The organism is Pseudomonas sp. SDO5532_S415 (assembly GCF_054071155.1).
The window spans coordinates 1-25,880 of sequence record NZ_JBSVWS010000081.1 but is presented as its reverse complement, the minus strand read 5'-3'; the positions used below and the strand labels follow the sequence as shown (position 1 = coordinate 25,880).

The window sequence follows — 25,880 nt, the reverse complement described above, 5'->3', positions numbered from 1 at the left end:
CGTTATCGTTGACGTCCTTCGCGAGCAGGCTCGCTCCCACAGGGGAATGAGCACACCCGGTGAAAGTCAGGTCGGCTGTCAGGCCGCCTCGCTTTGGCTTTTGATCTGGGCGCCCCGTTAAACCACGCTGGCCGAACGCAGGCATTGCGCAGTGGGTAAACCGGCAGGACGCCGGTTTAGCCGCGCTGGGCCAGGGATGGCCCATCGCGGCGACCCACGGAGCAATGCCGGAGTGAGGGCATGCCGAGCCAGAGCGAGGCACCGAGTGGTGGGGCAAGAGCGCTTGGTTACTTGGTGCTCTTCCAAGTAACTCGCTGTAAGAGCGAAACCCTAAGTGGCCGTTACCTAAATAACGGATATACACCCAACCCAACCCAATCCAAATATCGCACCCATCAAAGATGTTTCTTCTCTTCCTTATCCAGATGCTTATCTTCCTTATGCCGTTCCTTATCCAGTTCCTTGGCCTCTTTATCGATATCCTTCCCATCCCGATCAATATCCTTGTCCACATCACGAACCCCATCGCGGACGTCTTTGGCAACATCCCCTTCGGCATTCGCAATGCCCACATGAGCAATCAACCCTGCGGCTAACAGGCATGCAACTACAATCGCTTTGAACATTCGCATTGGGTGTCTCCCGTTTTTCATCCGGCGATCGTTGGCTGAAGAGATGAAAACTAGGTGCAAATGCCAGTTATTTCCAACCCGCTGGTCACTTGCCGGACGCGGGCTTTGCCAGTGCCTACACAGGGTGTTTGATGTCATCCCGGCCTAGTCGACTTCCAGGTTTTTGATCAGCCACTCACTGAAGCTTCGCGCATTGTTCTCACTGTCGCGATGGGTCAACAATGCCCAGTTCGGGCCGCGGATGGTTTGCTCTACCAAGGGTTGCAACTGGCCGTTGGCGCGGGCCTGGCGACTCAGCAATTGGCTGACCAGCGCGATACCGAGCCCTGCGCACGCAGCGTCCAGCAGCAGGCCGGGATCGGAAAAGTTCAGCCCCTGATCCTGCTGGCCGACATCGATACCGGCCTCGACCGCCCAATGACTCCAGTCCATTTCCCGTTCGCCGTGCAGGGTAGTGCGTTGTGCCTGCGGCTGTGCCAGCTGGTTCGGGTGACAGGCGGGGTAGAGGCGGTCGGCGTACAGCACCCTGAAGCTGCATTCGGCCTGGGAGCTGATGTCATCGCGCACCGCGATGTCGATGGTCTGGGTGGCCATGTCCGGCACTTCATCGGTACTGAAAATCCACAGATCGACTTCAGGATGCTGACGGCGGAAGTCACCCAGGCGTGGCAGCAGCCAATGGCGGGCGAAGGCCGGGGTGGTGTTGAGTACCAGTTGATTGGGCTTCTGGTATTGCCCGAGGCGACGAATGCCCACGGCCAATTGTTGCAGCATGGCCTGGGTGGTGCTGAGCAGGTCGTGACCGGCATCGGTCAGGCTGACACTGCGGCCACTGCGAAAAAACAACGGCTGTTCCAGGTACGCCTCGAGGCTGCGGATCTGCTGGCTGATGGCCGATTGGGTGAGGTGCAGCTCGGCGGCAGCCTTGTGAAAACTGCCCAGGCGGGCGGCGGCTTCGAAGCCGCGGAGGGTACTCAGCGGCGGCCAGTGCTTAAGCATATTGATAAGTTCCTCTAATCACTTCTCTGCAAAATCCATCGTTTGTTTGCCCGTTTTTACAGCCGTAGCATGCGAGTCATGACCAACAACGCAGCATTTGTTGAACACAATGGCTTAACTGAAAGGGCTTTTTACCATGCAGCAGAATGAAAATCTAAACACCGGTTGGATGATGCCCGCGGAATGGGTTCGCCACGCCGCGACCTGGATGGTCTGGCCGCACAATCAGGCCCTCTGGGAGTCGGGTTGGCGTGTGACCCTGGCGCAGGTGCAAGCGGATTTCGCTGGCGTGGCCAACGCCATTGCGCGTTTTGAGCCGGTGAAAATGGTCGTCGATCCGTCTGCTGTCGCCAGTGTCAAGGCCCTGTGTGGCGCCAACATCGAATTGATCGAGTTGCCGGTCAACGACAGCTGGTGCCGCGATTCCGGCCCGAGTTTCGTCTGCCATCCGCAGCAAGGGCTGGCCGGGGTGAGCTGGCGCTTCAATGCCTGGGGCGGCAAGTCGGCCCACGACCTGGACGAAGGCCTGGCGCGCCGTGCCCTCAATCAACTGGGCTTGCCGTGCTTTGGCACGCACCTGAGCAACGAAGGCGGGGCGATTCATGTCGACGGCGAAGGCACGCTGATCACCACCGAATCGGTGTTGCTCAACCCCAATCGCAACCCGGGCATGACCAAGGCCGAGATGGAGGAGATCTTTGCCCGTCTGTTGGGCGTGAAGAAAACCATCTGGCTGCCGGGCGATCCGGACTATGTCACCGGCGACATGACTGACGGTCATGTCGATGGCGTGTGTGCCTTCGCCCGTCCCGGCGTGTTACTGGTGGACGCGATCCACGACCGCCAATCGGTGTACGCCGAAGTGGCCCGGGAAAACCGTCGTGCCCTGGAACTGGCAACCGATGCCAAAGGGCGCAAGTTCGAACTGATCGAACTGTATGAAGCCAGCGAAGCCGTGGACACCGAGGCTGAAGTGTTCTGCGCGTCCTACACCAACTTCTACATCGCCAACGACGCGATCATCATGCCGGCCTATGGCATCGCGGCTGACCACGCGGCGGCCGAAGTATTGACCCGGGCGTTCCCGGGGCGCGAAGTCGTACCGGTGCGCATCAACAACCTGGCCCATGGTGGTGGCGGGGTGCATTGCATCACCCAGCAACAGCCGGCCTGGCCGGTGGAGGGGTGATGTCATGACCTTGTTGACCATTGCTGTCACCCAGATGCCTTGCACCTGGGACCTGCAACACAACCTCGATCAGGCCGAGCAACTGGTGCGCGAAGCCGCGGCGAAAGGCGCCCAGGTGATCCTGCTGCAGGAGCTGTTTGCCACGCCGTATTTCTGTATCGAGCAAAGTCACCAGCACTTGGCGCTGGCCCAGGAATTTCGCGACAGCCCTGTGCTCAAGCGTTTTGCCGCGCTGGCCCGGGAGCTGGGCGTGGTGTTGCCGCTGAGCTGGTTCGAGAAGGCCGGCAACGCGTACTTCAACTCCTTGTGTGTGGCCGATGCCGACGGGCGCTTGCTGGGGGTGTATCGCAAGACTCACATTCCCAACGCCATTGGCTACCAGGAGAAGGAATACTTCAGCCCCGGCGACACCGGTTTCCGTGTCTGGGATACGGCGTTCGGGCGTATCGGCGTGGGTATCTGCTGGGATCAGTGGTTCCCCGAGACCGCTCGCTGCCTGGCCTTGATGGGCGCCGACGTGCTGTTGTTCCCCACTGCCATCGGCTCTGAACCTGGCTGCGCCACGCTGGATTCCCGTGACCACTGGCAGATGACCATGCGTGGCCATGCGGCCGCCAACATCCTGCCGGTGGTGGCGTCCAATCGCGTCGGCCGGGAAGCGGCGACCCTTGATCCGGCCTTGCAGATGAGCTTTTACGGCTCGTCCTTCATCTGCAACCACAAAGGCAAATTGCTCGCCGAGGCCGACCGTGACAGCACCGGCGTGCTGGTGCACTGCCTAGACCTGGCCGCCATGCGCGAAGAGCGCCTGAGTTGGGGCATCTACCGCGACCGTCGTCCGGAGATGTACGGGGCGCTGTTGAGCCAGGACGGTCGCCACATCCATGCTCGCTGGAACACTCAAGGGGTCTGACATGCCTACGTTCAACAGACTGTTGCCCGGCGTCCTGGGATTGGCCATCAGTTGTGCGATGCCATCGCTGCACGCCGAGGAGAAAACCCTGCGGCTGTACAATTGGGCCGATTATTTTGCCGAGGACACCCTGAGCCGGTTCACCGCCGAAACCGGGATCAAGGTGATCTACGACGTCATGGAGGGCAGCGAGACGCTGGAAGCCAAGATGCTGGCCGGCGGCAGCGGCTATGACCTGATTTTCCCCGGCGACACCGTGGCCGAGCGCCTCGTGCGCGCCGGCAGCCTGCAGCCGCTGGAGCGCTCCAGACTCACAGAACTGGCCGACATCGAACCCGGCCTGCAAAAGCTGCGCGGGCAGTACGAGCATTCGGGCCAGGCCACTGTCCCTTACACCTGGGGCACCATCGGCGTGACCTACAACGCCGAGCAGATCAAGCAGCGCGTGCCCGATGCCCCGGTCAACAGCCTGGACATGTTGTTCAAGCCTGAATTGGCCGCGAAGTTTGCCGATTGCGGCATCTCGATGATCGACTCGCCGGACGAAGTGCTGGCGGTGGTGCTCAACTACCTCGGTCGCGAGCCGCGCAGCGCCAAGCCTGAAGATCTCAAGGCGGCGGGCGCATTGCTGGCCGGGTTGCGGCCGTACATTCGCAAGTTCCAGTCGCAACCGGTGACCGACCTGGTGAATGGCAACCTGTGCCTGTCCCTCGGTTACAGCGGCGACATGACCCAGGCCCAGCGCACCTCGGACGCCGCCGGCAAGAAGACCACCTTCCAGTACCGCATTCCCCGCGAGGGCACCACGGTGTGGATGGACACCATGGCGATCCCGGTCGATGCCAAACATCCGGAGTACGCCTATGCGTTCATCAACTTTGTCATGCGCCCGCAGAACATGGCCGCCATCAGTAATTTCACCGGTTACCCGACCTCCAACGCCAAGGCACGGCCGAGCGTCGATGCGTCGATGCGCGACAACCCGGACATCTACATCGATGAAGCCACCTATGCTCGATTGATCCCGGGCAAGGACATTCCCCAGGCCGACATGCGTGCGCGCATGCGCACCTGGACCAAGTTCAAGACGGCCACCGGCCAGTGAAACCAATGCTACATACACCTGCATAACTCTGTGGGAGCGAGCCTGCTCGCGAATGCGGTGAATCAGCCGGCGTAGATGTTGACTGGCACACCGCTTTCGCGAGCAAGCCCGCTCCCACAGGGTCCGTGGTGTTGGCCGGGGCTTTTTTAATTATCAGGAACAAATGCATGTCAACGCGTCGCGAATTCATCAAACAGGCATCGGTTATCGCCGGTGTGGGAGCGGCCTTCATGGGCCTAGGCCTGAGCCCGGTGTCAGCGCTGGCGGCCAGCGAAGGCCGCTGGTACATGCCGGATGAGGGCGACCAGCATGAACAGGCCTTCATTGCGTTTGGCGCACAGGACACCATCTGGGAAGACTTCACTCCCGACGTGCAAGCGGCCCTCGGCCGGATCGCACGGACCATCGCCGGTTATGAGCCGGTCACTGTGTTCTGTCGCGAGCGTGAACGGGACCTGGCCGAAGAGCATTGCGGTACGGCCAACATCACGTACGTCATCACCGAGCTCGACGACATCTGGATGCGTGATATCGGCGCCAATTTTGTCGTCGATGACAACGGCGAACTCGGCGCCGTGGACTTCAACTTCAACGGCTGGGGCAACAAGCAGCGGCACGGCAAGGATGCACAGGTGGCGAAGCAGGTTGCCCATCGCGAAGAGGCCCGTTACCAGCGCAGTGAATTGGTGGGCGAGGGCGGTGGCATCGAAGTGGACGGTCATGGCACCGGGATCATGACCGAAAGCAGCTGGATCAATGCCAACCGCAATCCAGACTGGAGCAAGGCCGAGGTCGAGCAGGAGCTCAAGGACCGTTTGGGCTTGCGCAAAATCATCTGGCTGCCGGGTATCAAGGGCAAGGACATCACCGATGCCCACGTCGACTTTTATGCCCGTTTCGTCAAGCCGGGCGTGGTGATCGCCAACCTCGACAACGACCCCGAGTCCTACGACAACAAAGTCACCCGCGCGCATCTGGAGATTCTCAAGAACGCCACGGATGCTGATGGCCGCGAGTTGCAGGTGCACACGGTGTCGCCGCCGCTCAATCCGCGCAAGAACAAGTTCAGCCGGGACAACCCGGATTTCGCCGCCGGCTACATCAACTATTTTGTGATCAACGGGGCGATCATTGCCCCTGAATTTGGTGACCGGGCGGCCGATCGCAAAGCCTTTGATCTGCTGTCCGAGCTTTATCCGGAGCGTGAGGTGGTGCAGCTTAATATCGATGCCATCGCGGCCGGTGGCGGCGGTATTCACTGCGTCACCAGCCATCAGCCGTTGGTTTAGCGATGGGGGCGGGGGCGTCTGGTAAACTGCGCCCCTTTACCTCCTCAAACAAGAGAGCCCCATGGCCAACCAAGACATCACCTTCACGCCCGATCCTGACCAGGATTCCATTTCCTCCGACGTCGCCGCGTTCAACGGTATCCTGATGTCCACCCAGATCCCGACCCGCGCCGACGGCAGCCTGGAACTGGGCGACATCACCCTGCAGAGCGAATGCACCCTGCAAGCGCTCAAGGTCGCGCTGGAGCGCGCGGGCAGTTCCATGGACCGCGTCATGCATTTGACCATCTACCTCACCGACATGGCCGACCGCGCCGCCTTCAACGAAGTCTACAAACGCTACTTCGCCAAGCCATGGCCAGTGCGCGCCGCCGTTGGCGTGGCCGCCCTGGCGGTCGAAGGCATGAAGGTGGAAGTCGTCGCCATGGCGGCCAAGGCCTGATTACGTTGCTACATACAACGACATAACCCTGTGGGAGAGAGCCTATTCGAGAAGAGGTAGAAACAGACAACATCAATGCTGACTGACCCACCGCTTTCGCGAGCAGGCTCGCTCCCACAATGATCATTCGTCGCAGCTAAAATCCGGGCTCCCACAAGGATTTGCTCCATCTGGCTGCCACCCGGCAGCACACGGATGCCCATCAGGCATTTCGCCGCTACAATGCGCCCCTCGACCGTGACAGCCTGACTAAAAAAAACTATGTCCTTGCCCAAGCATCACCTGGAATTGCTCAGCCCCGCCCGCGACGTAGCCATCGCCCGCGAGGCCATCCTGCATGGCGCCGACGCCGTGTACCTCGGCGGCCCGAGCTTCGGCGCGCGCCACAACGCCTGCAACGAAGTGAGCGATATCGCCGGCCTGGTGGAGTTCGCCCATCGCTACCACGCCCGGGTGTTCACCACCATCAACACCATCCTGCACGACAACGAACTGGAGCCGGCGCGCAAGCTGATCCACGAGTTGTACGATGCCGGTGTCGATGCGTTGATCGTCCAGGATCTGGGCGTGATGGAGCTCGACATCCCGCCGATCGAGCTGCACGCCAGCACCCAGACCGACATCCGCACCCTGGCGCGGGCGAAGTTCCTCGATCAGGCCGGTTTCTCGCAACTGGTCCTGGCCCGCGAGCTGAACCTTCAGGAAATCCGCGCCATCGCCGACGAGACCGACGCCGCGATCGAGTTTTTCATCCATGGCGCGCTGTGCGTGGCGTTCTCCGGCCAGTGCAACATTTCCCACGCGCAGACCGGTCGCAGTGCCAACCGTGGCGACTGTTCCCAGGCCTGCCGTCTGCCGTACACCCTCAAGGATGACCAGGGCCGCGTCGTCGCCTACGAAAAGCACCTGCTGTCGATGAAAGACAACAACCAGAGCGCCAACATCCGCGCCCTGGTGGAAGCCGGCGTGCGTTCGTTCAAGATCGAAGGGCGCTACAAGGACATGGGTTATGTGAAGAACATCACTGCCTATTACCGCCAGCGCCTGGATGATGTGCTCGAAGATCGCCCGGACCTGGCTCGCGCTTCCAGCGGCCGCACCGCGCACTTCTTCGTGCCCGACCCGGACAAGACCTTCCACCGTGGCAGCACCGACTACTTCGTCAGCGACCGCAAGATCGACATCGGCGCCTTCGACTCGCCGACCTTCACCGGCCTGCCGGTGGGCGTGGTGGAAAAAGTCGGCAAGCGCGACCTGATCGTTGTCACCCAGGAACCACTGTCCAACGGCGACGGACTCAATGTGCTGGTCAAGCGCGAGGTGGTGGGCTGGCGGACCAACATTGCCGAACCAAGAGGCGAGTTCGAAGAGGACGGCGAAAAGCGTTACCGCTACCGCGTCGAACCCAACGAGATGCCTAAAGGTCTGCACCAGTTGCGCCCGAATCATCCACTGAGCCGCAACCTGGACCACAACTGGCAGCAAGCCCTGCAGAAGACCTCCGCCGAACGTCGCATCGGCCTGGCCTGGGTCGCGCGCCTGGACGAGCAGCGTCTGCAACTCACCGCCACCAGCGAGGAGGGCGTCAGCGCCAGCGTGTCCCTGGACGGTCCGTTCGGCCTGGCCAACAAGCCGGAGCAGGCGCTGGAGCAACTGCGCGACCTGCTCGGTCAACTGGGCACCACCGAATACCACGCCACCGACGTCGCACTGGATGCACCGCAGGCGTACTTCATCCCCAACTCGCAGCTCAAGGCCTTGCGCCGCGAAGTGATCGAAGCGCTGACGGCGGCCCGGCTGCTGGCCCACCCTCGGGGCGGCCGCAAGGCCGAAACCAATCCGCCGCCGGTCTACCCGGAGTCGCACCTGTCGTTCCTGGCCAACGTCTACAACCAGAAGGCCCGTGATTTCTATCATCGTCACGGGGTCAAGCTGATCGACGCGGCGTATGAGGCCCACGAGGAGACGGGTGAAGTGCCGGTGATGATCACCAAGCATTGCCTGCGCTTCTCCTTCAACCTCTGCCCGAAACAAGCCAAGGGCGTCACCGGCGTGCGCACCAAGGTGGCGCCGATGCAGCTGATTCACGGCGATGAAGTGCTGACGCTGAAGTTCGACTGCAAGCCTTGCGAGATGCACGTGATCGGCAAGATGAAGGGCCACATCCTCGACCTGCCGCAACCGGGCAGCGTCCAGCCCGTGGTCGGCTACATCAGCCCCGACGACCTGCTCAAAACCATCCCCCGCGCCCCGCACTAAGGGCTCAAACCCTGTGGGAGCGAGCCTGCTCGCGAAGAGGGCGGTACATCCAACATCATTGTTGACTGACCCACCGCTTTCGCGAGCAGGCCCGCTCTCACAAGGGGGCATTTGTCGAACCCGAAATCCGGCTGAGAACTCTCCTGCACTGGCAGCCCGGCCCGGCTGTGCTAGCGTTTTGAGGTTGCCCCTCATATGCGAGAGCCACTGCCATGGACGAAACAATCGTTAACGTAACCACCGAGAAATTCAACGCGCTCATTGCCGTGGTGCAGGCTTATGGCGTGGCTTTCGCGGTCAAGATGCTGACCGCCATTGCCTTCTGGATCGTCGGCCGCTGGTTGATCGGCTTTGCCGTCGGCATGGTGCAGAAGGCCTTGGGCAAGCAGAAAGTCGATCCGACCGTGTTGCGCTATGTCGGTTCGGCCATCACCGTGACGCTGAACATCATCCTGGTGATCGCCATCCTCGGTTACCTCGGCATGCAGACCACAACCTTCGCCGCGCTGCTCGCTGCCGTCGGCCTGGCGATTGGCATGGCCTGGTCGGGGCTGCTGGCGAACCTGGCGGCCGGTGCTTTCATCATTGTGCTGCGTCCGTTCAAGGTCGGTGACTTCATCTCGGCGGGCGGGGTTGTCGGCACCGTCACCGAGATCGGCCTGTTCGCGACCGCGATCAACACCCCGGACAACGTGCTGACCCTGGTGGGCAACAACAAGATCTTCAGCGACAACATCCAGAACTTCACCCACAACCCGTTCCGCCGCGTCGAACTCAAGGCGCAACTGTCCGGCGCCGCCGACTGGAAAGCGGCCGCGGCCTTGCTGAAAGAGAAGATTGCCGCCATCCCCAATGTGCTCGAAACCCCTGCGGTCGACGTGGAAATCCTCGAGTTCAACCTGGTCGGGCCGGTGTTGGCGGTGCGTCCGCACTGTCACAACGAGCACTATTGGCAGGTGTATTTCGACACCAACCGCATCATCAAGGATGCCCTCGGAGAGGCCGGTTTCCCGGCGCCGATGCCGGCACAGACCGTGATCTTCCAGCAGGGCGCCGCGCTGCCTGGCGGGCTGGCCAAAGAGTGACCGCCGCTCAGCTTCCCGCGGTTTCGGGAAGCCTGGCGATAACCTTGATCTCGAACTGGAAGCCATAGAGCCAGGTGACGCCGACGGCGGTCAACGTCGGGTGCGGCGCCTGGCCCCAGAACTCGGGTACCACCTTCCAGATCGTCTCGAACCTTGTTTCGGGATCGACGATGAAGACGGTGATGTCTACCACATCATCGAAGCTGCAACCGGCAGCGCCCAGAATCCCATTCAGGTTGTTGAACGCTTGCCGGACCTGGGTCTCCAGATCCGGTTCGGGCGAGCCATCTTCGCGACTGCCCACTTGCCCCGAAACGAACAAAAAGCCATTGGAGCGGATCGCCGGCGAGTAGCGATTGCGCTCATACAGCGCCTGGCGGCCGGGTGGAAAAACAACATCACGCTTTGTCATACAGACCTCCATCAGCGGATCAAAACCGATCCGCGGTTAACGATGGAGGGACTGTAGGTCCACGGGCTTGCCGGATAAACGCGCAACTGCAACTATCACTGTTTGTAAATACCAAACAATCCGCTAGCTATTGGGGCAGGTATGGACCGTTTCGATGCGATGCAGGCATTTGCCCGGGTGGTGGAGGCAGGCAGCTTCACCAAGGCTGCCGAAACCCTGCACATGAGCAAGACCAGCGTGACGCAATTGGTGCAGCAACTGGAGGCACGCTTGCGCGTGAAATTGCTCAACCGCACCACACGCAAGGTCAACGTCACTGCCGACGGCGCGGTCTATTACGAGCGTGTGGTGCGCCTGTTGGCCGATCTGGACGATGCCGAAACCAGCCTGTCGGGTGCCTCGGCAGTGCCCAGGGGCCGACTGCGGGTGGATGTGCCCAGCCCGCTGGCGAGCATGATCCTGGTCCCGGCACTGCCTGATTTTCACACCCGATACCCTGACATCCAGATCGACATGGGCGTCAGTGACCGCATCGTCGATCTGATTGATGAGAACGTCGATTGCGTAGTACGCGGCGGCGAGCTCAGCGATCAGTCACTGATGGCGAGGCGGGTGGGGGACTTGCAGCTCGGGGTGTTTGCAGCGCCGAGTTATCTGGAACGAATGGGTAAACCCTTACATCCACGGGAACTGGAAGATTCCGATCATCGTATCGTCGGCTTCCTGTGGGCGCGTACCGGCCGGGCATTGCCATACGCCATGCGCAATGCCAGCGAGAGTGTGCAGATCAGAGGTCGCTACGTGCTGGCCGTCGACGATGGCAATGCGTACATCGCGGCAGGTCTGGCCGGGATGGGGGTTCTCTGGTTGCCCGACTACATGTCCAGGCCCCATTTGGCGCGGGGCGAACTGGTGCCCCTGTTCGAAGACTGGCGCCTCGATCCAATGCCGATCTACGTGGCCTTTCCTCCCAACCGGCATATTAGCCGCAAGGTACGCGTGTTCATCGATTGGGTCGCCGAGCTGATGGCTCAACATGCGCCGATTACCGCCCCGGGTGGTTCAGGAGTCTGAAGCCGATGTCCGGTGATTACGGTTTCGCCCTCGAACGCGATTGATCGCCAGCAGGCAACCGCCGATCAACAACGCTGCGGCGGCCACCAGCAGCGGAGAAGGGCGTTGTACATATCGCTGAACAGGACGGCCATCGATCACTGGCAGGGGTAGATCTGCCTGGGCGCGGAACGGCTCTTCGCTCAATGTCAGGCGCGCGCCATCGGCCAGGGTCAAGGTCAGGTCTTCGATGGTGCCGGCAACCCGGCCGGGAAACACCGGCTCGCCTGTCGGGTCGAGTTGGTCGTACAGAAATTGCTGGCCTTCGAGCCAGCCGACGGCGGTTTGTAATTCGGGCTCCAGGTAGTACTTTGCGTCGAGAAAGAAACCGGGAAAATGATGGGCACGCTCAACGCTTTCGACGATGTAACGCTCACCCGGTTTCATGCCGGTTGATGGGGCAATCATGGTGAAGTCCTCCGTCCCGCGGGTGATAAATCAAGAAACCCGCCATGAAGATAGCGGGCTTCAGGTTTGCAGAAACTGACGCGCCGGAGTGACCAGCGTTGTCGCGGTCAGGCTGCGATGTTGCCGCCGTTCAGTTCTTTTTTACAGGCTGCTTTCATCGTCTCCATCTGTTTGCCCAACTCCTCAAGTTGCGCTTTGCCCAAGAGCTTCCTGGCCTCGGGGAACATCTCTTTTTCCTCTTCTTCGATGTGATGCTCAAGCAGCTCCTTGACCACTTTTGCGCGTCCGGAAAACTCGACGCTGGCGGGATCGGTCATCTTGAGGTCCGGCATGACCAGCGAGTCGACCGTGCGGTGTTCTTCCTTGGCCTCGTAGTACATTTTTTCCTGTTCTTTACCGCCGGCTTTTTTGTAGGCCGGGTAGAGAATCTCTTCTTCGAGCCTGGTATGGATCGTGATTTCCATCTCCAGTTTTGCAAGCAGCTCGGCGCGTTTTTTTACCGCGCGTTCGGTTGAATCTTCCAACTGGGTCAGGATGCCTTTCACTCGTTCATGGTCGGCTTGGAGCATGTCGATGGCGTTCATTATCTTGCCTCACTGTCACGGAAAGTGTTGCGCCGGTCTAAGCCGGCACCCCTGGTTTCCAAACATAGGCAGCATCGACTGTGCCAATCGAATCGTGGGCGTAAATCCCTTTTTAATCAGTGAGTTATTTTCCATGGAGGTTGAGTCGCGCCATGCAGGCTGCACGAATGGCGCTTTGCGCGCATTGCAAATAGCGGGTATCGGATCACTGGAAAAAGGACAGCGCGTCGCGGCGGGCGAGCCATGAAGCGTAGATTGATGCCGCTCGTCAATTCGAATGCACGCCTGCGCCCCCGCCTCTTCAAACCTGTACGACCCGGCGTTTCCGGACCTTTTTTGTAGAGGTGGGTATGACTACCGATTCGACTTTCCAGGACAACATGCAGCGGCAGGATCAGGCGCAGGATTCCGTTCCTTCCCGGCCCGAGCCCGATTCACCGTCGCTCAATCCCGACGACCCGGGCAAATACGATCCGCTGACCACGCCGGATCCCGGTACCGTCCAACGCCCGGAAGACTGGGATGATCTGGCGGGGAGGGAGCTGCCGGAGGCTGATGAGCAAACGCCGCTGTCCGACGATAGACGCTAGAGGAGCGGGTCATGACCGTATTCAATGCCTTGACCGGCTCTCCCTCGCCGCTTGCGGGGTCCAGCGACGTGCGCGAACTGTATGGCGTGCTGTACCGCAATGCTCCGCACGCTCAAGAGCAGGCCGAAGCCTTTTTGCGGCAGCAGCTGGCCCGCGCCGCCCAACTCCCTTGCGATCTGCCCGACACACCGCAACATCTGGCAGCCTGGGCCGAACGGCATTGCGCCGACGTCGCTCGCGACTACGCCGGCTACCTCGTCGAGCGCCAGCAGGGAGCGGGGCGCCGTTATTTTCAGAACAAGGCCCACGCCTTGTATTTCCTGCAACGGGTCGCACCGACCAAAGAGGTCGACGGTGCCTGGCTGCAGGGGGTATTGGAGCACTGGCAGGACTACCGCTTCGATGGCCTGCTGACCACCTACCTTGAAGAGTTGGGCAAGGGTGATTCCCGGCAGAACCATGTGTCGATCTATCGCACACTGCTGGCCGAACAGGGCTGTGACGATCAGCAAGGCCTGAATGACGAGCACTTTGTGCAGGGCGCGATTCAACTGGCGCTGGGCAGTTGCAGCGCCGCCTTCATGCCGGAGGTGATCGGCTACAACCTGGGCTACGAGCAATTACCGTTGCACCTGTTGATCAGCGCCCATGAATTGCGGGAATTGGGTATCGACCCGTACTACTTCACCTTGCATGTGACCATCGACAACGTCAGCAGCGGTCATGGGCGCAAGGCGGTCCGGTCGCTGCTGGAACTGTTGCCCCTGGACGGGGGCAGGGACGAGTTCTATCGGCGCGTGACCCTGGGCTATCGCCTCAACGATCTGGGCCTCGGTTCGACTGCCATCATTAAAGCCTTTGAGCTGGAGCGCGAAGTGATCGCCATGCTTGAACGCAAGCGTGGCTTCGGTCAGCACATGCATTCCGACTACTGCAAGGTCGAAGGGCAAACCATCAACCAGTGGTTGTCGTCGCCTGGTCATATCGAGGATTTTCTCGCAGCCCTGCAGCGCAAGGGTTGGATCAAGCGTCATCGTCCACCGCAGGAAAGTCGATTCTGGCAATTGATCGAGGGCAGTACGGCGGCGATGTTTGGCGTGTTCGATGGTTACGAAAAACAGTTGATCCACGACTGGATCGCCGGTGATGGGCAAGATCCCAAACGGCAGCCGGCGCCGCTACGGGATCACAGCAGCAATAGCGTTGAACGTGCAGGTACGGCGGATGATCCGGAACTCAAGGCGTTACAGGCCAGCCTGCACCACCAGTCGCCGCGCCAGGAACTTGAATCACTGATGCCCTGGCTGTTGGCACAACGGCACCATCGCCCGGCGGGGTTGTTCGCCACCCGGCGCTTCATCGAACTGCGTTCGCGGTTACGCTGACTCAAGGAGTGTTGAATGTCAGTACAACAAATCGCCGATCGCGCGCTACTGGCGTTGGGCAGGCGGCTGATCGCCGAGGGCTATCGTTTCATCACGCCGACCCCTTTGACCCACGAAAGATTCCTCCAGCGCTTCACCACACCGTTGGCGAAGGACCTGCGCGGCGTCTTCGGTTGGTCGATGCCGTTCGATCACGCACTGTTGCCGGCGGATGAACTCACTGCGTTGGAACAGGCGGGCATCGTCGAACAGGAGGGCTTGATCTGGCGTAGCACTGTGCGCTGGTCGAGCCTCGACGGATTGCTGTTCGCTCACTCGGCATATCCCACCACGCACGCCGACTCGATATTTTTCGGACCCGACAGCTACCGCTTCGCGCAGATGATTGAAGCCCATCTGCAACAGCATTTCGAGCCGATCCGGCGAGTGGTGGACATTGGTTGCGGTGCCGGTGTCGGTGCACTGATCGTCGCCCGCGCCCGACATGACGCCCAGGTGCTGGCCGTGGACATCAATCCACGGGCTCTGCGACTGTCGGCGGTCAATGCCGAGCTGGCCGGAGTCTCCAATGTCACCGTCTACCACAGCGATATCCTGAGTAGTGTCGAAGGCCAATTCGACCTGATCATTGCCAATCCGCCCTATATGAATGACAGCCAGCAGCGCGCCTATCGCCACGGCGGCGGGGCATTGGGGGAGGGGCTGTCGTTGCGCATCGTGCGCGAATCTTTGCCGCGCCTGGACAAGGCTGGCAGCCTGGTGCTCTACACTGGCGTGGCGATGGTCGACGGCCAGGATCCGTTCCTGGAAGCCGTCCTGCCGGAGTTGGCCGGCGATACATTTGGCTGGACTTATCGCGAACTGGATCCTGATGTGTTCGGGGAGGATCTGCTCAAGCCCGGTTATGAGCGGGTTGAGCGCATTGCGGTCGTGGCGCTCACCGTCACCCGTCGGAACTGACAGAGGCCCCAACTTTATGTGGAACCCCATGTGGGAGCGAGACTGCTCGCGAAGGCGATGGCACATCCACAATAAAAGTGCCTGACACTACGCCTTCGCGAGCAGGCTCGCTCCCACGGGGTTTCAATTGCCATCCGCCACCTCGCGTTCGATCTTGTCGATTTTGCGCTGTAGCTCATCTGCTTCCGGCTCATCGGATGGCGGGGTGGCCATGGGTTCATCCGCGCTGTCGGCGTCACGGCCCTTGTCGTCAGGGTTAATACGATCATCTTTATTCATGGCGTTTCCTCCAGTGACTACACATTGGATTAAACGCCATGGCACGAGTTCGGGATTTTTGACCGGGTTCGTTCGCTCTCCGTCGGCTTGTTCAAAACGTGGTGTAGCCGAAATAAACGAATGCGATGACAGCGGCGATGGAGAAAGCCCCCAAGGCCTTCGTCGTCGAACGATTCGAGCGCATCGGGCCGGCGGATCGTTGCTGGTGTATGCCCATATTCATGGTAGGGACAAAAAAACCGTCCATGGTTGCCCTGTAGGTGTGGCGCAAGCCAATCAACAGAAACAGGATGATCAGGCCGAGGGCCAGTGCGCGGGTAACCGTCGGGTGAATCAGTGGCTGGGGAGTGTCTTCCGCGCAGGCCGCACTATCGGCTTCAACGATGGAGATCCGTCCGTCATCCATTGACGCCAGCTTATTACCCTCGAGGTTTTTCGCCTGTTGATCGAGGTCCAGCGCCTGATACTTCCAGAGCGTTGCCGAGCCTTCCCGGCAATAGGTGAACGCGCCAGGGTTGGACGCGGCGATGATGCACGCGTCGTTGATGCCGTGTTTCTTCAGGGTTTCGGTGGCAGCCCTGGTGAAGTCCAGTTCAAGGACGGGAATGACTCCGTTGGCACATGCCCCGGCGGATACCAGCAGGCCCCCCAAGAGGCAAAGGGTTGAAATGTTCAAGGTTGAATGTCCTTGTTTTTATCGGCCTGCTGATTGAACCGGCGATTGCTGCCTCGTTGTTGATGAAGTCTAGATCGTCAATGGCCGTTTGATGATTGAAAATGCGCAGTATTCACATTCATTTGCGAACGACCGATGGAGTGGCGAACAGCGCCTTCCTGTGCCTTACTCGGTGATTAAACCGGGGAGGGTTATCAATGCGACGCAGAGGCGCACAGTTCTGGCTATGGCTCAATAAACGCTTACCCGTCAAAACCTACGAAGACGTATTGAACGACGGTCGGCAGATTGAAGTGCAGGCGCGCATCACGCTGGAGGGGATGACCCAGGTTTTTATCGGAATCTACGACGCCAGTGGTGGCGCCCTGTTCGAAGCCTTTTCGGATCGCAGTTTCCGCGAACCACTCGCTTCGGCATTGAAATGGGGAGCGCGGCGGGCCCGGGAACTCGTGCTGGAGACCGAGCCATTCGTGGCCCCCCACCGGGCGCAACTGACGTTGAGTCCGTTGATTACCGACGAAGCGGTACTGGCCCTGCGGCGGATGGAGATGACTGAGAGCGAGCGCCTGAAAATCAGAGCCGGCGACGCCCAGGCTGAATATCACGCGGCCCATTCGGCCATGCTCGAATTGATGCGCTCGACGACCTCGGTCGACCCGCTGGTCTGGTCCGAACACCGCGAGCGGCTGCGACAGGCTATCGACCGCAGGGTCTGGATCCAGCGCGGCTACCTGCCTTCAACAAAATCGTCACGCGTCGAGGACACCAGCCCTCATGAAAAAGGAAATCACTGACTCACAGGAAGAGACGAGCTCTGCCTCCGAGCGGATCGACGCGAAAATCCGCGACCTGAACGATTGGCGCGGCCAGACGCTGGCGCGGGTCCGGGCGCTGGTCAGGCAGGCCGACCCCGAGGTGGTCGAGGAAGTGAAGTGGCGCGGGGTACCGGTGTGGTCGCACGGCGGGATTATCTGCACCGGCGAGACCTACAAGAACGCGGTGAAGATGACCTTCGCCAAGGGCGCCGCGCTGGACGATCCTTCAAAGCTGTTCAACGCCAGCCTGGAAGGCAACACCCGACGCGCGATTGATCTGCATGAAGGTGACATCATCGATGAAGCCGCTTTGCAGGCGCTGATTCGCGCCGCCGTGGCACTCAATACCGCCAAGCGCAAATAACCCGGCAACCGTGGTGCTCAATTCGTCAACGCGTCAATGAACGGGCGGCCTAACCCCTGTAGCAGCGGGCTCGCACGCGATAAACCTGAGCGCGATACGGGGATTCAGACGCCCCGCGTCATCGTTGACATCCATCGCGAGCGAGTTCGCTCCTACAGGGGACCAACCATCAGCGGCGTTTCGGCAGCGTCCAGTTTGGCCGGATGAAGTGGCAGGTATAGCCGCTGGGGTAGTGTTCCAGATAGTCCTGATGCTCAGGCTCCGCTTCCCAGAACGGTCCGGCGGGCTCGATCTCGGTGACGACCTTGCCGGGCCAGAGGCCGGAGGCTTCGACGTCGGCAACGGTATCTTCAGCGATTTGCCGCTGTTCATCACTCAGGTAATAGAGGGCCGAGCGATAACTCGTACCCAGGTCATTACCCTGGCGATTTTTGGTGGTCGGGTCGTGGATCTGGAAGAAAAATTCGAGAATCTGGCGATAGCTGATCTGCTGTGGGTCGAAGACCACTTCGATCGCTTCAGCATGGGTGCCATGATTGCGGTAGGTCGCATTGGGCACATCGCCGCCCGAGTAGCCAACCCGCGTGGCCAGCACGCCCGGGTAGCGTCGAAGCAGATCCTGCATGCCCCAGAAGCAGCCGCCGGCGAGGATGGCGGTTTCAGTGTTCGTCGTCATGGTGCGCACCTCTTATCAGTGACCGGCCTCGTTGATCGAGGCCGTCAGACCCTCAATGCATTTTGCTGTGATCCATTTTGCTGTGATCCATCGCGCCGAGGGAACGGGCCTGGGCCTCGACCTGGATTGTCTCTTTCTCGCCCTTGGCGTTTTCCACGGTCAGGGTCAGGGGCACTTTGCTGCCTTCTGCCACCTGGGCGGTCAGGTCCATCAACATGATGTGGTAGCCATTGGGATCCAGGCTCACCGGTTTGCCTGCCGGTAACTCGACGGACTCGACCTGCCCCATGCGCATCACATCGTCTTTCATGCTCATCTGGTGGATTTGTACCGTCTTGGCGATCGGGGACTGCACGCTGAGCAACTTGCTGTCCGTGTCGGCGTGCAGGGTCATGAAGGCGCCGGTCGAATGCTGGCCGGCCACCGTGGCGCGAACCCAGGCGTCGTTCACCTGGGTTTGCGCGGACACTTGCCAGGCCATGCCGATCAGGGAAAGGCCAAGCACCAGTTGTTTCAGGCGTTTTGAGTACAGCGAAGTCATCAGCAGACCTCCATGACGGTGAGCAGGTCTTCTGCGCACTCTTGAGCGGTAAGGGACGCGGACAGGCCCAGGCGCAAATTGCCTCGGGAGTCGAACACGAAGCTGGTCGCGGTGTGGGACAGGGTGTAGGTATCGCCGCTCGGAACCTTCTCGAAGAATACGCCGAACTCCTTGGCGGTGGCGGCGGTTTCTTCCAGCGTGCCGGACAGTGCCTCGAAGCTCGGATCGAAGGCCTTGACGTAGTTGTCGAGCATTTCGGGCGTGTCGCGCTCGGGGTCCAGGGTGATGAAGATCACTTGCAGGCGTTCGCCATCGCGGCCCATCAGTTTCTTCGCCTGGGCCGCGCGGGCCAGGGTCGTCGGGCAGACGGCCGGGCATTGGGTGAAACCGAAGAAGATCATCGGCATCAGCCCCTGGTAGCTGCCCAGCATCCGGGTCTCGCCCTGGACGTCCTTGAGCTTGAAGGAACGTCCCATGATCTTGTCGCTCAGATCCTTGCCGTACTTGAACGACAGCTTGCTGCTGTCATCGCAGCCGGCGAGCAGGCCAAGGCTCAGCAGGCCCATGCCGCGCAGGACCGTGCGACGGGTATACAACGTACTCATGGAAAAAAGCTTCCTGTGTAGCAACCGGGAAAACACAGTGCCTGACGGATCAGACGAAAAAAAGCGCAGGGATGTTAACAAACTGTTGCCCTGTGGCGCTCAATCGATCGCCCGCCGGTCCTGCGCCAAAAGGTCGCGGTCCCGGTGCTACACGAAGATACAAATGCCCTGCGCACGGACACATTGCAGATACATCGGCGCGGTTACATGGGGCCATCCAATCCCCCATAGAGAGCATTGCCATGTTCCATAAACTGAAGCAGGTCGCCCGGTTCTTCCGCCAAAGCGCACAGTCAATGGTGGGTGTTCCCGATTACGATAATTACGTAGCGCTCATGGCGGTCAAATCCCCCGACGAGCCAGTCATGACTTACGAGGCATTTTTCCGTGAGCGCCAGGAAGCACGGTTTGGCCGGGGCAAGTGCAATACGCGGTGCTGCTGAATTCCAACAAACACCTGGCAATCTGTGGCGAGGGGATTTATCCCCGTTGGGCTGCAAAGCAGCCCCCAAAAAGGGACTGCTGCGCAGTCCAACGGGGATAAATCCCCTCGCCACAAAAATCCCCTCTTCACATGTTCATCCTCAATTTCTTGACAGCAACATGCACTTTTATAAAGCGCGAAGCCTGCCAGCGTGCACCAGTGCGTAGCGGTTTGCTGATCCATCTTCCCCTCGGCCACGCTCGGCCAGTTGAATACGACTCGCCTTGAAACCCGCCTGAACCGCCGTCCCCGACCATTTCTCCAGCCCCGATCTTCGACTGGCACAAACCCTGCATTGATCCCCTCAAGCCCCTCTACATAGATGGGCAGCCCGCTCGGTCAACGACGATCGATCAACCGCACAGGTCGTGGGCAATATCGGTGGATCAGGCATGGCCGTCTGGTTTCAACACCGCAAAAGAACAGGCAAAGACGCCTGGAACCGCAAGGTTTCAGGCGTTTTTTTTTGCTTTTTGAACCGTGATGGGCTTGGGCAGGTGTCGTTTATGAATTCCAATGTAGCCACTTTGAACAAACTGCAAACGCTGGTCGTGATCGGCAATGGCATGGTCGGGCATCACTGTGTCGAGCAGTTGATCGAGCGCGGCGCTCTGGGGCGCTATCGCTTGCACGTCTTCAGCGAGGAGCCGATGCGTGCTTACGACCGTGTGCATTTGTCCGAATACTTTACCGGTCGCGATGCCGAGTCGCTGGCGCTGAGTGACGCCTCGCTGTACGAGACGCCCGGCGTCACATTGCACCTGGGTGTACCGGTGCTGGAAATCGACCGCGAACAGCGTCAAGTCATCACCGCACAGGGTTGCGTGCATTACGACAAACTGGTCCTGGCCACCGGCTCTTATCCGTTCGTGCCGCCGATTGAAGGCGCCGAAGGTCATTCGCGGCTGGTGTATCGCACCCTGGAAGACCTCGATGCCATTCGTGCCGCGGCGGCCGATGCGCGCCGTGGTGTGGTGGTCGGCGGTGGCTTGCTCGGTCTGGAAGCGGCCAATGCTCTGAAGAGCCTGGGCCTGGAAGCTCATGTAGTGGAATTCGCGCCACGCCTGATGCCGGTGCAACTGGACGATCTGGGTGGTTTGGCGCTCAAGGCGCAGATCGAACGGCTGGGCGTCGGCGTGCACCTGTCCCGCGCCACGCAATCGATCAGTGCGGGCGAGGACTATCGCTATCGCATGAATTTTGCCAACGATGAATTTCTGGAAACCGACCTGGTGGTGTTCTCCGCCGGCATCCGTGCCCAGGATGCGTTGGCCCGCCAGTGTGCGCTGGAGATCGGCCCGCGTGGTGGGGTGGTGATTGACGACACCTGCCTGAGCTGCGACCCGAACATCTACGCCATCGGCGAGTGCGCTTCATGGAACGGCAGCCTGTTCGGCCTGGTTGCCCCCGGCTACCAGATGGCGCGCAGCGTTGCGGCGCGGCTGTGTGAGGACGTCGCGGAGCCGTTCCAGGGCGCCGACATGTCGACCAAGCTCAAACTGCTGGGTGTCGATGTCGGCTCCATCGGCGATGCTCACGCCAACACGCCGGGCGCGCGCAGTTATCAGTTCATTGACGAGACGACCGCCAGCTATCGCCGTCTGGTGGTGGACGCCAGCGGCAAGCAGGTGCTGGGTGCGGTGCTGATCGGTGACAACAGCTATTACGACACGCTGCTGCAATACATGCAGAACGCGATTGCCTTGCCATCCGAACCGGCTGCCTTGATCCTGCCATCGTCCGAAGGCGCGCCGACCCTCGGCCCTGGCGCCTTGCCGGAAACGGCCACCGTCTGTTCCTGTCACAACGTTACCAAGGGCGCGATCTGCTCGGCCATCGACGGCGGCTGCACCGATCTGGGCCTGCTCAAGTCGCAGACCAAGGCGTGCACCGGCTGCGGCGGTTGCGCCGGCCTGCTCAAGCAAGTCTTCGAACACGAACTGATCGCCCGTGGCGTCAGTGTCGACAAGAGCCTGTGCGAGCATTTCGCCTACACCCGTCAGGAGTTGTATGCGCTGGTGCGGGTGGAAGGGGTGATCACCTTCGAAGAACTGCTGGCCAAACATGGCCGTGGCCACACCGGTTGCGATGTGTGCAAGCCGGCGGTGGGTTCGATCCTGGCGTCGTGCTGGAACCAGCCGATCATGGACCCGTCGCTGGTGCCGTTGCAGGACACCAACGACACCTTCATGGCCAACATGCAGAAAAACGGCACCTACTCGGTCGTGCCGCGCATTCCCGGTGGCGAGATCACTGCCGACAAGCTGATCGCCATCGGTGTGGTGGCGAAGAAATACGACCTCTATACCAAAATCACCGGCGGCCAGCGGATTGACCTGTTCGGGGCGCAATTGCATCAATTGCCGGACATCTGGGGCGAGTTGATTGAAGCGGGCTTCGAAACCGGGCACGCCTACGGCAAATCGACCCGTACGGTGAAATCCTGCGTCGGCAGCACCTGGTGCCGCTACGGCGTGCAGGACAGCGTGCAAATGGCGCTGACCATCGAAGACCGCTACAAGGGCCTGCGCTCGCCGCACAAGCTCAAGTTCGCGGTGTCCGGTTGCACCCGTGAATGCGCCGAGGCGCAAAGCAAGGACGTCGGCGTAATCGCCACCGAGAAAGGCTGGAACCTCTACATCGCCGGTAACGGCGGCATGCGCCCGCGTCATGCCGAACTGTTCGCCACCGATCTGGATGACGCGACGCTGATCCGCTACATCGACCGCTTCCTGATGTTCTACATCCGCACCGCCGACAAGTTGCAGCGCACTTCGGTGTGGCGCGAAAGCCTGGAGGGTGGCCTGGACTACCTCAAGGACGTGATCATCCACGACAGCCTGGGCCTGGGCGCCGAGCTCGAGTCGCAGATGCAACTGGTGGTCAACCGTTACGAATGCGAGTGGGCCAACGCCCTCAAGGACCCGGAAAAACTCAAGCGCTTCCGCACCTTCGTCAACGATAAACGCCCGGACCCGGACATTCACTTTGTCCAGGAACGCGGTCAACGGCGCCCGATCATGGCCGCCGAACTCAATCTGATCCCTGTCACCGAGGAGAGCGCCTGATGAATCATTCCAATACCCAACGCGTTGAAGCCGGCTCGTCTGCCCACTGGCAATCGGTGTGCAGCCAGCAGGACCTGGTGAACGACTCAGGTGTAGTGGTGTGGCTGGACGGCGCGCAAGTGGCGCTGTTCTATCTGCCGGGCATCGAGGGCAAAAACCTCTACGCCATTGACAATCACGACCCGCAATCGGGGGCCAATGTCATCGGCCGCGGCCTCGTCGGCAGCATCAAAGGCGACCTGGTGGTGGCATCGCCCATCTACAAACAGCATTTCCGCCTGGAAGACGGCACTTGCCTGGAATATCCGCAGCAGCGTCTGCGGGTCTGGCCGGTGCGGTTGAACGAGGGGAGGGTGGAAGTCGGCATCGCCTGACTTCCCCTGGGGGAGCGAGCCTGCTCGCGAAGAGGCCATCAGATTCAACATCTTCGTTGACTGACACACCGCTTTCGCGAGCAGGCTCGCTCCCACAATGAATGGCGACAGGCACAGAACCTGTGAACGACCGCGACCCCCTGTGGGAGCGAGCCTGCTCGCGAAGAGGCCATCAGATCCAACATCTTCGTTGACTGACACACCGCTTTCGCGAGCAGGCTCGTTCCCACAGGAGTGCCCGCCTAGTGCAGTGCAATCTGACAATTAAACCAACATCAGAATTTAAACGCCTGTCGTCCTACCAGTAGCCATTTTCCGTGTTGCTTCTGCCAGATCTGGAAGTTCTCGATTTCGGTGGGAATCACCTCGGTGCCCTTGAGGGCCTGGGCCGAGAAGTGGTGGCGGACCAGCGCGACATCACCGGAAACGGTGATGGTCTGGTTCTGCATTTCAAGGGTCTTAAACGCGCTTTTGCCGGTTTCGATGTCGGCGATGAACGCCTGCTTGTCCTGGATCTTGCCGCTGGAATGTCCGTACGTCAGGTTCTCGGCAGTCAGCGCCCGGAGTTGCGCGATGTCCTTGTGCAGCATGGCGTTGGTCAGGTGGTCGACGGCTTGCGCGACGTCCTTGTCGCTCGACGAGGCCGCCGCTGCCACGTAGCCGCTGAACAGGCAGAGAAAACCGATCAGCACTTTGACTTTCTTCATGGGTGTTTCCTTGTTGTTGTAGGTTGTCGTACAACCTAGCAGGTTTCCTCTGAAATGGAAGATGGGGGGCAGGGATTGCTGGAGGAAGATGACCTACCGCATGTCGACAAAACCGCAAAACCCGGACTCCGGCTGTCAACTACCGCTCGGGGCAGTCGATAACCTCTTCAGCAATGGGCGTTCTTCAGAGGATGAAGCCGCCCAAACGACAAACGTGCGAAAAGAGGAACCACAGAGTGTCCATAAAACTGCGTTTACTGTTGCTGATCGGCACTGGCGTGCTCACTGCGTTGATCATGGGCATGGTCAGTTACCTGGGAAATGGCCAGATGGCGCAAGCGGTGCAGGACAATGACGTCGGCATGAAGGCACTGAGCAATCACCTCGAAGCCGACATGATGCATGACGCCCTGCGCGCCGACGTGCTGTCGGCGATGCTGGTGGGGCTGGGCAAAAGCACCAGCAGCAAGGTCGAGGTGCGCAGTTCCATCGAGGAACACACCGCGCATTTTCGGGAAATGCTCGGCGAGAACCTCAAGCTGCCGGTCAACGACACTCTGAAAACCGCGTTGAACCGGATCAAGCCCAGCCTCGACACCTACATCAGCGCCGCTGAGCGCATCGTCGGCCTGGCCCTGGAAAACCCCGACGCCGCACAAAAGGAACTGGCCGCCTTCAACAGCGCGTTCAGCCAACTGGAAGACCAGATGGCGGCTCTCAGCGAACTGATTGAACACAACACGCAACAGACCAGCGAAGGCACGCGCGAAGCCATCAGCAACGCCAATGTCGCCCTCGGCACTGTGCTGATCGTCAGTCTGTTGCTGCTGCTGGCCCAGGGGCGCTGGGTGATTCTGAGCATCATGGGGCCGCTGCGCACCGCCAGCCGTATCGCCGACAGCATCGCCCATGGCAACCTGAGCGAGCCGATTGTCGAGACGGACCGCCAGGACGAAGCCAGCCGATTGATTCGCAGCCTGGCCACCATGCAGCGGGATTTGCGCGGCATGATCGAAGTGGTGCGCAGCAACGCCCATGGCGTCAGCGGCATGAGCGAGTTGTTGAGTAACGGTTGCCACGAAGTCGCCGGCAGCAGCCAGCAACAAAGCACCGCGGCCAGCACCATGGCCGCGGCCGCCAGCGAAATGACCGCGAGCATCGAGGAAATCACCCGGCATGCCGAGCGCGCGCTGAACATGGCCAATCAGGCCGAGGCCTTGGCCAAGGACGGCGGACGGGTGATCCATCAGGTGGTCAATGACATGGACGGTATCGCCCGTTCGGCGCAGCAGTCGGCGCAGGTGATTCGTACGCTGGACAAGGAGTCCGAAGCGATTTTCAGCATTATCCAGGTGATCAAGGGCATCGCCGATCAGACCAACCTGTTGGCACTGAACGCTGCCATCGAAGCGGCTCGTGCCGGTGAGCAGGGGCGCGGGTTTGCCGTGGTCGCCGACGAGGTGCGCAGCCTCGCCGGTCGCACCAGCGCCTCCACCCAGGAAATCGCCGCCATGGTCTCGCGCATCCAGCAAAGCACCCGCGAGGCAGTCATCAGCATGGAAGAGGGCGTCGCCCAGGTCGACAAGGGCATGGCCGTGACCGCCGATGTTGAGCGCGCCATCCGCGAAATCCTCGAGGCCACGCTCAACACCACGCAACTGGTCAATGACATCAGCCGGACCATTGGCGAGCAGAGCCTGGCCAGCAATGAAATCGCCCATCAGGTGGAGATGATTGCCGGGATGTCCGAAGGCAACAGCAAGGTGATCGGGCAGACGGCTTCGACGACGGATGAGTTGTCGAGTCTGGCGGGTAAATTGTCGCAATCGGTGGATCGGTTCAGGCTCTGATAGATCCTTTCGTTGTGTGCTGCCTATCAGGGCCTCTTCGCGAGCAGGCTCGCTCCCACAGGGGAATGCATTCCAA

Annotated in this window: 28 protein-coding genes and 1 pseudogene; 18 read left to right on the top strand and 11 right to left on the bottom strand. The window is 60.5% G+C overall.

The features are described 5' to 3' along the window. Positions 1-395: 395 nt before the first annotated feature. On the bottom strand, positions 396-632 hold the full coding sequence (locus ACW9HW_RS18045) for a hypothetical protein (RefSeq protein ID WP_457401113.1): 237 nt from the start codon (positions 630-632) through the stop codon (positions 396-398). Between the two features lie 144 nt (positions 633-776). Continuing rightward, positions 777-1,631, bottom strand: a complete 855-nt coding sequence (locus ACW9HW_RS18040) for a LysR substrate-binding domain-containing protein (RefSeq protein ID WP_457401112.1) — start codon at positions 1,629-1,631, stop codon at positions 777-779. 136 nt (positions 1,632-1,767) lie between these two features. On the opposite strand from ACW9HW_RS18040, the gene ACW9HW_RS18035 reads away from it, so the two are divergent. The 7 genes from ACW9HW_RS18035 to ACW9HW_RS18005 all read left to right on the top strand — a co-directional run bounded on the left by ACW9HW_RS18035 (position 1,768) and on the right by ACW9HW_RS18005 (position 9,913). Then, on the top strand, positions 1,768-2,820 hold the full coding sequence (locus ACW9HW_RS18035) for an agmatine deiminase family protein (protein WP_457401109.1): 1,053 nt from the start codon (positions 1,768-1,770) through the stop codon (positions 2,818-2,820). A 4-nt stretch (positions 2,821-2,824) separates the two neighbouring features. Then, on the top strand, positions 2,825-3,733 hold the full coding sequence (gene aguB / locus ACW9HW_RS18030; protein ID WP_457401107.1) for an N-carbamoylputrescine amidase: 909 nt from the start codon (positions 2,825-2,827) through the stop codon (positions 3,731-3,733). 1 nt (position 3,734) lies between these two features. Continuing rightward, on the top strand, positions 3,735-4,838 hold the full coding sequence (locus ACW9HW_RS18025; RefSeq protein WP_095195141.1) for an extracellular solute-binding protein: 1,104 nt from the start codon (positions 3,735-3,737) through the stop codon (positions 4,836-4,838). 167 nt (positions 4,839-5,005) lie between these two features. Continuing rightward, positions 5,006-6,127 carry an agmatine deiminase family protein gene (locus ACW9HW_RS18020; protein WP_457401105.1) on the top strand — a complete coding sequence of 374 codons (1,122 nt, stop codon included), beginning with the start codon at positions 5,006-5,008 and terminating at the stop codon, positions 6,125-6,127. A 61-nt stretch (positions 6,128-6,188) separates the two neighbouring features. Continuing rightward, the gene (locus ACW9HW_RS18015) at positions 6,189-6,569 is read left to right on the top strand and encodes a RidA family protein (protein ID WP_457401103.1); all 381 of its coding nucleotides are present in this window, start codon (positions 6,189-6,191) and stop codon (positions 6,567-6,569) included. 261 nt (positions 6,570-6,830) lie between these two features. Next, the gene (locus ACW9HW_RS18010; RefSeq protein ID WP_095195145.1) at positions 6,831-8,828 is read left to right on the top strand and encodes a peptidase U32 family protein; all 1,998 of its coding nucleotides are present in this window, start codon (positions 6,831-6,833) and stop codon (positions 8,826-8,828) included. 212 nt (positions 8,829-9,040) lie between these two features. Next, the gene (locus tag ACW9HW_RS18005; RefSeq protein WP_457401102.1) at positions 9,041-9,913 is read left to right on the top strand and encodes a mechanosensitive ion channel family protein; all 873 of its coding nucleotides are present in this window, start codon (positions 9,041-9,043) and stop codon (positions 9,911-9,913) included. Positions 9,914-9,920: 7 nt separating this feature from the next. Here ACW9HW_RS18005 and ACW9HW_RS18000 read toward each other — a convergent pair whose 3' ends face one another. After that, positions 9,921-10,325, bottom strand: a complete 405-nt coding sequence (locus tag ACW9HW_RS18000) for a RidA family protein (protein ID WP_095195148.1) — start codon at positions 10,323-10,325, stop codon at positions 9,921-9,923. 141 nt (positions 10,326-10,466) lie between these two features. Here ACW9HW_RS18000 and ACW9HW_RS17995 point away from each other — a divergent pair, with 141 nt between their 5' ends. Further along, positions 10,467-11,399 carry a LysR substrate-binding domain-containing protein gene (locus tag ACW9HW_RS17995; RefSeq protein ID WP_457401100.1) on the top strand — a complete coding sequence of 311 codons (933 nt, stop codon included), beginning with the start codon at positions 10,467-10,469 and terminating at the stop codon, positions 11,397-11,399. On the opposite strand, the gene ACW9HW_RS17990 is transcribed toward ACW9HW_RS17995, so the two are convergent. Both ACW9HW_RS17990 and ACW9HW_RS17985 read right to left on the bottom strand, forming a co-directional pair. Beyond that, the gene (locus ACW9HW_RS17990) at positions 11,388-11,846 is read right to left on the bottom strand and encodes a short chain dehydrogenase (protein WP_095195150.1); all 459 of its coding nucleotides are present in this window, start codon (positions 11,844-11,846) and stop codon (positions 11,388-11,390) included. The genes ACW9HW_RS17995 and ACW9HW_RS17990 overlap by 12 nt on opposite strands. Before the next feature lie 107 nt (positions 11,847-11,953). Further along, positions 11,954-12,430 carry a hemerythrin domain-containing protein gene (locus tag ACW9HW_RS17985; RefSeq protein ID WP_095195151.1) on the bottom strand — a complete coding sequence of 159 codons (477 nt, stop codon included), beginning with the start codon at positions 12,428-12,430 and terminating at the stop codon, positions 11,954-11,956. 350 nt (positions 12,431-12,780) lie between these two features. Between ACW9HW_RS17985 and ACW9HW_RS17980 the strand changes: the two genes are divergently transcribed. From ACW9HW_RS17980 to ACW9HW_RS17970, 3 genes are read left to right on the top strand one after another with little or no spacing between them, the layout of a single operon-like run. Beyond that, a complete protein-coding gene (locus tag ACW9HW_RS17980; protein WP_095195152.1) occupies positions 12,781-13,020 on the top strand; it encodes a hypothetical protein in 240 nt (79 codons plus the stop codon). Between the two features lie 11 nt (positions 13,021-13,031). Beyond that, entirely contained in the window at positions 13,032-14,405 is a 1,374-nt protein-coding gene (locus ACW9HW_RS17975) for an iron-containing redox enzyme family protein (RefSeq protein WP_457401098.1), read from the top strand. 15 nt (positions 14,406-14,420) lie between these two features. Beyond that, entirely contained in the window at positions 14,421-15,365 is a 945-nt protein-coding gene (locus ACW9HW_RS17970) for a methyltransferase (RefSeq protein ID WP_457401096.1), read from the top strand. 123 nt (positions 15,366-15,488) lie between these two features. Here the strand turns inward: ACW9HW_RS17970 and ACW9HW_RS17965 are convergent, their stop codons facing one another. After that, a complete protein-coding gene (locus tag ACW9HW_RS17965; protein WP_457401094.1) occupies positions 15,489-15,644 on the bottom strand; it encodes a hypothetical protein in 156 nt (51 codons plus the stop codon). A gap of 91 nt (positions 15,645-15,735) precedes the next feature. Further along, positions 15,736-16,320, bottom strand: coding sequence for a hypothetical protein (locus tag ACW9HW_RS17960; protein ID WP_457401093.1), 585 nt, complete (start codon positions 16,318-16,320; stop codon positions 15,736-15,738). Between the two features lie 197 nt (positions 16,321-16,517). Here ACW9HW_RS17960 and ACW9HW_RS17955 point away from each other — a divergent pair, with 197 nt between their 5' ends. Together ACW9HW_RS17955 and ACW9HW_RS17950 are read left to right on the top strand one after the other, a co-directional pair. Beyond that, on the top strand, positions 16,518-17,114 hold the full coding sequence (locus ACW9HW_RS17955; protein WP_095195156.1) for a hypothetical protein: 597 nt from the start codon (positions 16,518-16,520) through the stop codon (positions 17,112-17,114). Beyond that, positions 17,095-17,499 (top strand): DUF1801 domain-containing protein, encoded by a 405-nt coding sequence (locus ACW9HW_RS17950; protein WP_457401091.1) that lies wholly within the window; start codon positions 17,095-17,097, stop codon positions 17,497-17,499. The genes ACW9HW_RS17955 and ACW9HW_RS17950 overlap by 20 nt, the downstream gene beginning before the upstream one ends. 169 nt (positions 17,500-17,668) lie before the next feature. On the opposite strand, the gene msrA is transcribed toward ACW9HW_RS17950, so the two are convergent. The 3 genes from msrA to ACW9HW_RS17935 are packed head-to-tail and all read right to left on the bottom strand — an operon-like array spanning position 17,669 to position 19,321. Further along, a complete protein-coding gene (gene msrA / locus ACW9HW_RS17945; RefSeq protein ID WP_137806405.1) occupies positions 17,669-18,175 on the bottom strand; it encodes a peptide-methionine (S)-S-oxide reductase MsrA in 507 nt (168 codons plus the stop codon). A 52-nt stretch (positions 18,176-18,227) separates the two neighbouring features. Next, positions 18,228-18,716: a copper chaperone PCu(A)C gene (locus ACW9HW_RS17940; RefSeq protein WP_457401089.1), complete on the bottom strand. Its 489-nt coding sequence runs from the start codon at positions 18,714-18,716 to the stop codon at positions 18,228-18,230. Continuing rightward, positions 18,716-19,321, bottom strand: a complete 606-nt coding sequence (locus ACW9HW_RS17935; RefSeq protein ID WP_095195160.1) for an SCO family protein — start codon at positions 19,319-19,321, stop codon at positions 18,716-18,718. The genes ACW9HW_RS17940 and ACW9HW_RS17935 overlap by 1 nt, the downstream gene beginning before the upstream one ends. Before the next feature lie 242 nt (positions 19,322-19,563). On the opposite strand from ACW9HW_RS17935, the gene ACW9HW_RS17930 reads away from it, so the two are divergent. The 3 genes from ACW9HW_RS17930 (at position 19,564) to nirD (ending at position 23,247) form a co-directional block, all read left to right on the top strand. Next, positions 19,564-19,764 carry a YbdD/YjiX family protein gene (locus tag ACW9HW_RS17930; RefSeq protein ID WP_095195161.1) on the top strand — a complete coding sequence of 67 codons (201 nt, stop codon included), beginning with the start codon at positions 19,564-19,566 and terminating at the stop codon, positions 19,762-19,764. A gap of 547 nt (positions 19,765-20,311) precedes the next feature. Next, complete coding sequence (gene nirB, locus ACW9HW_RS17925) at positions 20,312-22,873, top strand: nitrite reductase large subunit NirB (protein ID WP_095195162.1); 2,562 nt, start codon at positions 20,312-20,314, stop codon at positions 22,871-22,873. Then, on the top strand, positions 22,873-23,247 hold the full coding sequence (nirD, locus tag ACW9HW_RS17920) for a nitrite reductase small subunit NirD (protein ID WP_457401086.1): 375 nt from the start codon (positions 22,873-22,875) through the stop codon (positions 23,245-23,247). Before nirB ends, nirD begins: the two co-directional genes overlap by 1 nt. 275 nt (positions 23,248-23,522) lie before the next feature. On the opposite strand, the gene ACW9HW_RS17915 is transcribed toward nirD, so the two are convergent. Next, entirely contained in the window at positions 23,523-23,954 is a 432-nt protein-coding gene (locus tag ACW9HW_RS17915; RefSeq protein WP_095195164.1) for a nuclear transport factor 2 family protein, read from the bottom strand. 173 nt (positions 23,955-24,127) lie between these two features. Here ACW9HW_RS17915 and ACW9HW_RS17910 point away from each other — a divergent pair. Beyond that, a pseudogene (locus ACW9HW_RS17910) lies at positions 24,128-24,946 on the top strand (MCP four helix bundle domain-containing protein); the annotation flags it as partial. Further along, complete coding sequence (locus tag ACW9HW_RS17905; protein ID WP_404940893.1) at positions 24,941-25,804, top strand: methyl-accepting chemotaxis protein; 864 nt, start codon at positions 24,941-24,943, stop codon at positions 25,802-25,804. The pseudogene ACW9HW_RS17910 and the gene ACW9HW_RS17905, both read left to right, overlap by 6 nt. Positions 25,805-25,880 lie beyond the last annotated feature (76 nt).